The sequence below is a fragment of the Streptomyces otsuchiensis genome, assembly GCF_004305975.1.
GTDB lineage: Bacteria > Actinomycetota > Actinomycetes > Streptomycetales > Streptomycetaceae > Streptomyces > Streptomyces otsuchiensis.
In genome coordinates, this window is the sequence record NZ_BHZI01000277.1 from 1 (window position 1) to 7580 (window position 7580).

The 7580-nt window shown below is 70.4% G+C and carries 9 protein-coding genes; 4 read left to right on the forward strand and 5 right to left on the reverse strand.

What is annotated here, in order from left to right:
- The 5 genes from E0D90_RS28050 to E0D90_RS21385 all read right to left on the reverse strand — a co-directional run.
- A partial coding sequence (locus tag E0D90_RS28050; RefSeq protein WP_498072967.1) for a hypothetical protein occupies positions 1-281 on the reverse strand: 281 nt, incomplete at its 3' end.
- Positions 275-844 (reverse strand): hypothetical protein, encoded by a 570-nt coding sequence (locus E0D90_RS21370; RefSeq protein WP_130799694.1) that lies wholly within the window; start codon positions 842-844, stop codon positions 275-277. The genes E0D90_RS28050 and E0D90_RS21370, both read right to left, overlap by 7 nt.
- 314 nt (positions 845-1158) lie before the next feature.
- Positions 1159-1929: a MerR family transcriptional regulator gene (locus E0D90_RS21375; RefSeq protein ID WP_130799695.1), complete on the reverse strand. Its 771-nt coding sequence runs from the start codon at positions 1927-1929 to the stop codon at positions 1159-1161.
- 194 nt (positions 1930-2123) lie between these two features.
- Positions 2124-2993 carry an ABC transporter permease gene (locus E0D90_RS21380; protein WP_130799696.1) on the reverse strand — a complete coding sequence of 290 codons (870 nt, stop codon included), beginning with the start codon at positions 2991-2993 and terminating at the stop codon, positions 2124-2126.
- Entirely contained in the window at positions 2990-4108 is a 1119-nt protein-coding gene (locus E0D90_RS21385; RefSeq protein WP_130799697.1) for an ATP-binding cassette domain-containing protein, read from the reverse strand. Before E0D90_RS21385 ends, E0D90_RS21380 begins: the two co-directional genes overlap by 4 nt.
- Positions 4109-4367: 259 nt before the next feature.
- Between E0D90_RS21385 and E0D90_RS21390 the strand changes: the two genes are divergently transcribed.
- The 4 genes from E0D90_RS21390 (at position 4368) to E0D90_RS21405 (ending at position 7561) form a co-directional block, all read left to right on the forward strand.
- Positions 4368-5708, forward strand: a complete 1341-nt coding sequence (locus E0D90_RS21390; RefSeq protein WP_307721166.1) for a TrkH family potassium uptake protein — start codon at positions 4368-4370, stop codon at positions 5706-5708.
- Entirely contained in the window at positions 5701-6390 is a 690-nt protein-coding gene (locus E0D90_RS21395; RefSeq protein WP_227870380.1) for a potassium channel family protein, read from the forward strand. Before E0D90_RS21390 ends, E0D90_RS21395 begins: the two co-directional genes overlap by 8 nt.
- Before the next feature lie 79 nt (positions 6391-6469).
- On the forward strand, positions 6470-7087 hold the full coding sequence (locus E0D90_RS21400; protein WP_103501272.1) for a PadR family transcriptional regulator: 618 nt from the start codon (positions 6470-6472) through the stop codon (positions 7085-7087).
- Positions 7088-7138: 51 nt separating this feature from the next.
- Complete coding sequence (locus E0D90_RS21405) at positions 7139-7561, forward strand: hypothetical protein (RefSeq protein ID WP_130799698.1); 423 nt, start codon at positions 7139-7141, stop codon at positions 7559-7561.
- Positions 7562-7580: the final 19 nt, after the last annotated feature.

Here is a 7580-nt window from a genome sequence, read left to right on the forward strand (position 1 = left end):
CAAGCGGGAGGAAAACAGGGCCCGGCCAAAAAAAACCAACAAAAAACCCGCGAAAGAGAGCCCCCCCCGCCGTTGCCACCGCTGCCGTCCTCCCCGCCGCGGCACACCCATTCCAGTTCGCCGTCGCTGTGACGGACCAGTTCACAGTCCGGCTCGGCGGCCGCTCGCTCGCCGGAAGCCAGGGTGAGCATGCCCGCTGCCAGGGTCAGCACGACCAGCAGACGCGCCAGCGGAGCGCGCGTGGTGGATGAGGCGCTGCCCGTGGCAGCGAGGTTCAGCATGTGATGGTCGCCTCCTCGGCGTCCTGCGTCCTGGCCAGCAGCCAGCCCTCATCGGTCCGTTCGGCCTCCATCACGCGCGGCGTGGAGCCCTCGGGGGCGAGCGGCACAACCTCACCGTCAAGCAGCACGTCCCAGTCGTCCTCGTTGACGCATGCCTGGATGAGCGCATCGTCACCGTCGACCTCGACGGTGATCTGCTCCACGACGGGCTCACCCTGGCGCCACTGGCCGGAGTCCTTGAAGTTGCGGACCCGGGCCATCTGCCGCTCCAGCAGCTCGCCTCCGGCGATGCCGTCGAAGATGTCCGGCTCGGGCATGTCCTCGCTGTTCTCCAGCGTCACCATGACGTCCCAGTACCTCTCGTACAGGGCGTTGAGATCGTCTTGGTCCTGCCCCGCGTCATCGGGCTGGGCCTCGTCATCAGGCGCGGGCTCCTGCTCCGACGGGACCGGCAGCACCGTCTCGTCGTCCTCGCCGCCGTCCGAGCCGCACCCGGTGAGCAGGAGGGCTGCGACGGGAAACGCCGCCAGGGCAACACCATTCTTCGACCGTCGAGTTATCACGCTCTCAGGCTAGCGAGCCGGAGGGAAACACGGACCGGCCGACAACAAACTGACGAAGAACCGCGACAGAGAAGTGACAACCACGCCGCACCGGATTGCGGAACGGTAAGCGGAGTTCCATGATCGGAACGGGGCAGTCAACGTGACCGGCGGAGTGGCCTCGTTCTCCCCCATCGCGACCGCCGACGTCAGCGAATCGGCCCCGGCGAAAAGGCGTTCAGAGGATTACGGAGAGCGAGCGAGCGCCACGCGGTCGCTTCCGGTGCCGCCCCGCCGGCGCCTGGCGGGGCGGTGTGGAGTGGGGTGGGGTGGGGTCAGGCCGTGTGGCGGGCGGCGTTGGCCACGATGGCGTCGCGGAGGTAGCGCGCGAGCCCGGGGGCGATCGCCTCGTACGTGGCGGTGAACCGCTCGTCCGTCACGTACATCTCGCCCAGGCAGGAGTGCAGTTCGTGGCCGCACTCGTAGAAGTGCCGGCAGATGTGCTGCCGGTGCTCCTCGGCCAGGTCGAGAACGGTCTCGGCGTCACCGGGGGTGCCGGCGGCGAGTTCGGCGGCGAGCCGGTCGTTGATCGCGTCCGACTCCTCCTTGATCCGCTGCCAGTCCTCCTTGGTGTATCCGGCCGTCTTCTGCTGGGACTGCGCCCATGCGTCGGTGTCGCCCCAGCGCTGTTCGGCCTCGGTCTCGTAGTCCTCGCTGTATCCCTCGCCGAAGACCTCGAACTTCTCCTCGGGGGTGAGCTGAATTCCCAATTTGTTCGCCTCCATTGCGTGTTCGACGGCGGCGGCCATCTTCTGCAGCCGCTCGATGCGTTCGGTGAGCAGCCGGTGACGACGGCGGAGCTGCTCGGTGGGGTCGGCGCCGGGGTCGTCGATCAGCGGCGCGATCTCCTCCAGCGGAAAGCCGAGTTCCCGGTAGAAGAGGATCTGTTGCAGCCGGTCGAGGTCCCCGTCGTCGTATCTGCGGTGTCCGGCGTGGGATCGGCCGCCGGGGTGCAGCAGCCCGATCTCGTCGTAGTGGTGCAGGGTGCGCACCGTGACCCCGGCCAGGGCGGCGACCCTGCCCACGGAGTAGGTGGTCTCCGTCATCGTCCGTCTGCGCCTCTCTGACGTGTCCTGCGCTGTCTCTCCGGCCCACCCGGTCCGACGGGCGGGGCGGAACCCCGCCCGTCGTCCGCCGACACCGACCACGGTGCCGCCTCACGTCGCGTGAGGTGCAAGTCCACGCCGCGGGCGCCGCCCGACCGGCCCCTCCCTTCCAGAGGGGCCGCCGTGCCGCCGGGTCAGCGGCTGAGGGCGGAGAAGCGGCGCACGGCGAGCGGGACGCAGACGGCCAGGATGACGAGCGGCCATGCCACAGCCAGCGCGACGGCGTGCTGGGCCGCGAAGGAGTCGGAGGCCCAGGTGGGGTTGTCGAACAGTTCGCGAACGGCGCCCGCGGTCGCGGACATCGGGTTCCAGTCGGCGATGGCGCCGAGCCAGCCGGGCATCGAGTCGGGGCCGGTGAACGCGTTGGAGAGGAAGACCACCGGCCAGACCAGGATCTGCACGGCCTGCACCAGCTCCGGTTTGCCCGCTACCAGCGCCAGATGGATTCCGGCCCACAGCATCGCGAACCGCAGGAGCAGCAGCAGGCCGACGGCCGCCAGCCCTTCCGTGAGGCTTCCGTTCCACCGCCAGCCGACGGCCAGGCCCGCGGCCAGCATCACGGTCAGGGCCAGGGCGGAGACGGCCATGTCGTTGAGGCTGCGGCCGACGAGGATGGACGACGGCGCGATCGGCATGGAGCGGAACCGGTCCAGCAGCCCCCGGTTGATGTCCTGGGTGAGGGCGACCATGGTCGCCTCCAGGCCGAAGGCCATGGTCAGCGCGAACATGCCGGGTACGAGGAACTCGCGGTAGTCGCCGCCGCCTTCCACGGCCATGCCGCCGCCGAGGAAGTAGGCGAACATCACCAGCATCATCACCGGGAAGGCCAGTTCCATGGCGAACTGGCCCGGCCGGCGGCGCCAGTGCGCGGCGCCGCGGCCGGTCATGGTGACGGAGTCGTGCACGACCCGGCGCAGCCGGGCGGCCGGGGTGCGGGGCACGGAGAGGGTGCGGGCGGTGCGGACGTGGACGGCGCGGTCCGGGTGCGTCGTGTGTGTGCTCATGCGGCGGCCTCCGGGGACTGGACCCGCGCCGGGGCGCGGCCGGTGAGGGTGAGGAAGACCTCGTCGAGGGTGGGGCGGCGCAGGGCGATGTCCTCGATCACGATTCCGGCGTCCCCGGCCGCCCGCAGGACGGCGCCCAGCGCGGCCATCCGGTCGGTGACGGGCGCGCTGACCGTGCGCCGCTCGCGGTCCACCACGAGGGCGTCCGCCGTGCCGGTGCCCGCCTCGCCCATGCCGGCGTCGCTGGCGCAGGCTCCCACAGCCCCGGCTCCCACGGCCCCGGCTCCCACCGCCGCGGCGACCAGGCGAGCGGCGGCGTCCACCTGGCCGGCGTCGGCGAGCACGACCTCGACACGGTCCGCGCCGATGCGGCGCTTCAGCTCGTCCGCGGTGCCCTCGGCGACACGGCGCCCGTGGTCGAGCAGGGAGACGCGGTCGGCGAGTTGGTCGGCCTCCTCCAGGTACTGGGTGGTGAGGAGGACGGTGGTGCCGTCGCCCGCGAGGGACCGGACCGCGGACCAGACCTCGGCGCGCCCGCGCGGGTCGAGTCCGGTGGTCGGTTCGTCGAGGAAGAGCACTTCGGGCCGGACGATGAGCGAGGCGGCGAGGTCCAGTCGGCGGCGCATCCCGCCGCTGTAGTGGCGGATCGCCTTGTCGCCGGTGTCGGCGAGGTCGAACCGGGCGAGCAGTTCGTCGGCGCGGCGCCGGGAGCCGGCCCGGCCGAGGTGGTGGAGCCGGCCGAAGAGCGTGAGGTTCTGGCGGCCGGACAGCTCCTCGTCGAGGGCGGCGTGCTGGCCGACGAGGCCGATGCGGTGGCGTACGTCGTCGGGGTGGGTCGTCACGTCGTGGCCGGCGACCTCGGCGGTGCCGGAGTCGGGGCGCAGCAGGGTGGTGAGGACGCGGACGGCGGTGGTCTTGCCCGCGCCGTTGGGGCCGAGGACGGCGTGCACGGTGCCGCGCGGGACGGTGAGGTCGAGGCCGTCGAGTGCGGCCTTGTCGCCGTAGGTCTTGCGCAGCGCGCGGACGTGGACGGCGTGGCCCGTGCCGGTCGCGGGCGCGGTCGGAGTGGCGCTGCGGCTGTCGGCGTGGGCGGTGGGTTCTGGGGGTGAGGGCATGTGGCGGTGGCTCCCGGTTGCCTGGTCCCGAGGGACGGAAGGACGAACACACCACTAGGCAAATTTGACTAGCGAGCGGCCGAGGGTACTCCCACACCTCCCACTGGTCAAACTTGACTACGCAGGGAACCTTCACGACACGGAGTGCACACGGACAGACCCTTCACCGAAACGGGGTTCCGCCGCCGACACCGGTCGGCTATCGTCACCCGGTGCCATCGATCAGGTATCGGTCATTCACGACAGTTTTTGGCCGATCGTGACAAACAGATCACACCGCAGGCGTCACCCCGCCCAGCTGGTCATCCTCGGTTTCGCCGCCGTCGTGACCCTGGGCACCCTCCTCCTCACGCTCCCGGCCGCGAACGTCACGGCAGGTGGTACCACCGTCGTGGACGCCCTCTTCACCGCCGTCTCAGCCCTCTGCCTCACCGGACTGGTGGTGGTGGACACGGCCGGCAACTGGTCCGGCTTCGGGCACGGCGTGATCCTGGTCCTGATCCAGCTCGGCGGCATCGGCATCCTGACCTTCGCCACGCTGCTGGTGATGCTGGTCTCGCACCGCATCGGGCTGCGGACCCGGCTGACCACCGCCGCCGAGACCAAGACACTGGGCCTCGGCGATGTCCGCAGCGTCGTCATCGGCGTGGTCAAGGTCAGCCTGCTGCTGGAGTCGATGACCGCCGCCGTACTGATTCCGCGCTTCGCGCTCGCCTACGACATGGAGTGGTCCCGGGCCACATGGCTCGGGGTCTTCCACTCCGTCTCAGCGTTCAACAACGCCGGTTTCGCCCTGTGGCCGGACAGCCTGACGCGCTTCGTCGGTGACCCGTGGGTCTGCCTGCCCGTCGCGTTCGCGTCCATCGCGGGCGGCCTCGGCTTTCCCGTCCTCTTCGAGCTGCGCCGCCGTTTCACCAAGCCGGGCGGCTGGTCCATGCACACCAAGATCGTGCTGTGGGCCTCCGGTGCCTTCCTGCTCGGCGGCGCTGTCTTCGTCACCGCGCTGGAGTGGGGCAACCCGGCGACGCTGGGGCCCCTGCCGGTCCAGGAGAAGCTGCTGGCCGGCTTCTTCCAGGGGACGATGCCCCGCTCCGCCGGGTTCAACAGCCTCGACCTCGCCGCGATGAACAGCGCGACCTGGCTCGGCATCGACGTACTGATGTTCGTCGGCGGCGCGAGCGCGGGCACCGCCGGCGGGATCAAGGTGACGACCTTTGCCGTGCTGCTGTTCGTGATCTACGCCGAGGTCCGGGGCGAGAGCGCCGTGAACATCTTCGGCCGCCGCCTCCACGGCGACGTGCAACGCCAGGCGCTCACCGTCGTCCTGCTCTCGGTGGCCGCCGTGGTGACGTCAACCGTGGCGTTCATGGTCTCCACGGCCTTCACCCTGGACCAGGCGCTGTTCGAGGTGATCTCGGCCTTCTGCACGGTCGGCCTCTCCACCGGCATCACGGCGGAGCTGCCGGACCCACACAAGGTCCTGCTCACCGTCCTGATGTTCGTCGGGCGGCTCGGCCCGGTGACCATAGCGTCAGCGCTGGCACTGCGTCGGCGCGTCCGCCTGTACGAACTCCCCGAGGAGCGACCTCTCATTGGCTAGGAACCGCAGCGGCAAGTCCCGGCGCATCGCCGCCAAGGACTCCGTCGTCGTGATCGGGATGGGCAGGTTCGGCCAGGCCATCGCACTGGAGCTGGTCGAGGAGACCACCGAGGTCCTCGGCCTGGACATGGACGCCGACGTCGTCCAGTCGCTGTCCGGCCGGCTCACCCACGTGGTGCGCGCCGACTCCACCAAGGAGGAGGTGCTGCGCCAGCTCGCCGTCCACGAGTTCTCCCGCGCGGTCGTCGCCATCGGCACCAACCTGGAGGCGAGCATCCTCACCGCCTCACTCCTGGTCTCCTTCGGTATTCCCAACGTCTGGGCCAAGGCGACCAGCGAGGCACACGGCCGCATCCTCTCCCAGCTCGGCGTGCACCACGTCGTCTACCCCGAGCACGACATGGGACAGCGGGTGGCCCATCTGGTACGGGGCCGGATGCTCGACTACATCGAGTTCGAGGACGACTTCGCGATGGTCAAGACGCGCACACCGAGCACCATGGTCGGCCGCTCGCTGGCCGAGAGCGCGATCCGCACCCGCTACGGGCTGACGGTGGTCGCCGTCAAACGCAAGGGGGAGGGCTTCACCTATGCCACAGCGGAGACGGTGCTGCACGAGGACGACACCATCATCGTCGCGGGGCGCACCCACCAGACGGAGCAGTTCAGCGAACTCCACTGACACCCCGAACCCCCGGCCTTACCGCCCACCGCCTGCCCGGGCCGCTGATCAAACTTGACCAGCCAGTAGGCTGGCCCCCATGGCGGTATCGGTGATGCGGATGCTGGTCCTGTGCGCGGTGCGCCAGCACGGCCGGACCCACGGCTACCAGGTCCGGCAGGACCTGGAGTTCTGGGGCGCGCACGAGTGGTCCAACGCCAAGCCCGGCTCGATCTACCACGCGCTCAAGCAGATGGCGAAGGAAGGACTGCTCCTCGCCTACGAGACGGGTCCCAGCACGGCGGGCGGCCCACCGCGCACCGAGTACGAGGTCACCGCGACCGGCGACGACGCCTACCTCGCCCTGGTCCGCGAGTCGCTGCGGCGCCACGACGAGAAGATCGAGGTGCTGACCGCCGGTGTCGGCTGCATCGTCGATCTGCCCCGGTCCGAGGCCGTCGCGCTGCTGCGCGAACGCGTCACCGCGCTGGAGGGGTGGCGCGCGGAGGTGGACCAGTACTGGACGCCCGACGACGACGAGTTCCGGGGCGACCACATCGGCGAGATCATGCGGCTGTGGGTGCACAACGCGGTCACCAGCGCCGAGTGGACCCGGGGCCTCATCGACCGGCTGGAGGCCGGTGCGTACGTCATGGCCGGTGAGGGCGAACGGGTCGTCAACGTGCTTCCGGAGGGCGAACGGAACCCCTTCTCCTGACCGTCCGGGCCGCAGGACGGCCTGTCGTAGCCGTGCGCTTCAATCCCTCCCATGGACTCAGCAGCCGCAGAAGCAGAAGCAGACGCGGGCGCGGGCGCGGGCGCCGCGCACCCGCACGCGACGGACGGCGGGCAGGACGCCGCACGCCTGTGGATCACCACCGTTCCGCCGTCCGGCAGCGACGACACCGAGGTGGTCCTCGGCGTCGACACCCGCTCACCGGACCCGGCCGAGCGCATGGTCTCCGTACTGCTGGGCCGGGGGCACGAGGGCGACGAGGGCCTCTTCCACCTGCTGGCCTCGGACCTGTCCGCCCTCTACGAGCGCGACGGCAACCGGCTCGCGGTCCGGGTGCACGCCTCCCGGGCGGTGCTCGCGACGATGCTGGAGCACCGCACCGACGGCCTGGGCGAACAACTGAGCCCCTTCCAACCTGACGGGTGGTCGAGCTGCGGGCCCCGGCGGCGGACATGAAGAAAGCTCCTGGTAGACG